The organism is Amycolatopsis palatopharyngis (assembly GCF_003385185.1).
In the GTDB taxonomy this organism is placed as follows: domain Bacteria; phylum Actinomycetota; class Actinomycetes; order Mycobacteriales; family Pseudonocardiaceae; genus Amycolatopsis; species Amycolatopsis palatopharyngis.
This window is the reverse complement of record NZ_PQHZ01000123.1, coordinates 1-1,370: the sequence shown is the minus strand read 5'-3', so window position 1 is coordinate 1,370 and position 1,370 is coordinate 1. Positions and strand designations below refer to the sequence as shown.

The window sequence follows — 1,370 nt, the reverse complement described above, 5'->3', positions numbered from 1 at the left end:
GGGGTGAAATCCGGCGGGATGGGTACGGACAGTGATGGCATCCGATGCTGTGAGCGCGGATCAGAGGAAGATGAGGAAGTCGGAGCGGGAGCGGTCGGCCGAGCAGGCTGCCGCGGCGGCGATGGTGGCGCAGGCGCGGGAACGTGGCCTGTCGCTCACTGGACCGGACGGGCTGTTGAAGCTGTTCACCAAGAACGTTCTGGAAGCGGCGCTGAACGAGGAGATGACCGAGCATCTCGGGCACGCGAAGAATCGTGCCGATTCGAATCGTGATTCGGCGAATGTGCGGAATGGGGCCCGGGGGAAGACGGTGGTTTCGGACGCGGCTGGAGAGGTGAACATCGAGGTTCCCCGGGATCGGGAATCGACTTTCGAGCCGAAGATCGTGAAGAAACGTCAGCGTCGACTGACTGACGTGGACGAGATCGTGTTGTCGTTGTATGCGAAGGGGTTGACCACGGGCGAAATTTCGGCGCATTTCGCCGAGATTTACGGCGCGTCGGTGTCGAAGGAGACGGTGTCTCGGATTACCGACAAGGTGATCGAGGAGATGCAGGACTGGGCAAGCCGTCCACTGGAGCCGGTCTACGCCGCGGTGTTCGTGGACGCGATCGTGGTCAAGGTGCGGGACGGCCAGGTCGCCAACCGGCCGTTCTACGCCGCGATCGGCGTCACCACCGACGGCCGCAAGGACGTGCTCGGATTGTGGGCCGGTACCGGCGGCGAGGGCGCCAAGTTCTGGATGAGTGTGCTGGTGGATCTCAAGAACCGCGGCGTTAAGGACGTGTTCTTCCTGGTTTGTGACGGCCTCAAGGGGTTACCGGAGGTGGTGGAGCAGGTGTGGCCACAAACGATCGTCCAGACGTGCGTTCTGCATTTAATTCGTAATTCGTTTCGGCTGACTTCCCGGAAATACACGGACGCGTTGAAACGCGACCTGAAAGAAATCTACACGGCACCCAACGCCGACGCCGCCGCAACGGCACTGGACGAACTGGACGAGAAATGGTCGAAGAAATACCCAGCCATGGTTCGACTCTGGCGTAACGCCTGGACCGAATTCGTTCCTTTTCTGGACTACGATATCGAGATCAGGAGGATGATCTGCTCGACGAACGCGATCGAGTCGTTGAACGCACGCTACCGGCGCGCGATCCGGGCACGTGGGCACTTCACCACCGAGCAAGCGGCGATGAAGTGCTTGTATCTTGTGACCCGCAGCCTCGACCCCACAGGGACCGGGGCGGCACGATGGATGATGCGTTGGAAGCCAGTGATCAACGCGTTCTCCATCACCTTCGGTGACCGCTGGCCGGTGACCGAGACCTACTAATCGACACCGCCGGAAACACCGTTCGCGTTACGGACCC

1 protein-coding gene is annotated in these 1,370 nt (G+C 61.0%); it reads left to right on the top strand.

The features are described from left to right. The first annotated feature begins 70 nt into the window (after window positions 1-70). The gene (locus tag D0C15_RS33830) at window positions 71-1,333 is read left to right on the top strand and encodes an IS256 family transposase (protein ID WP_072029909.1); all 1,263 of its coding nucleotides are present in this window, start codon (window positions 71-73) and stop codon (window positions 1,331-1,333) included. The last annotated feature ends 37 nt before the right edge of the window (window positions 1,334-1,370 follow it).

Bases quoted from the DNA above. Each gene is read 5' to 3' on its own strand.
- D0C15_RS33830 (WP_072029909.1), top strand. From the start codon at position 71: ATGAGGAAGTCGGAGCGGGAGCGGTCGGCCGAGCAGGCTGCCGCGGCG.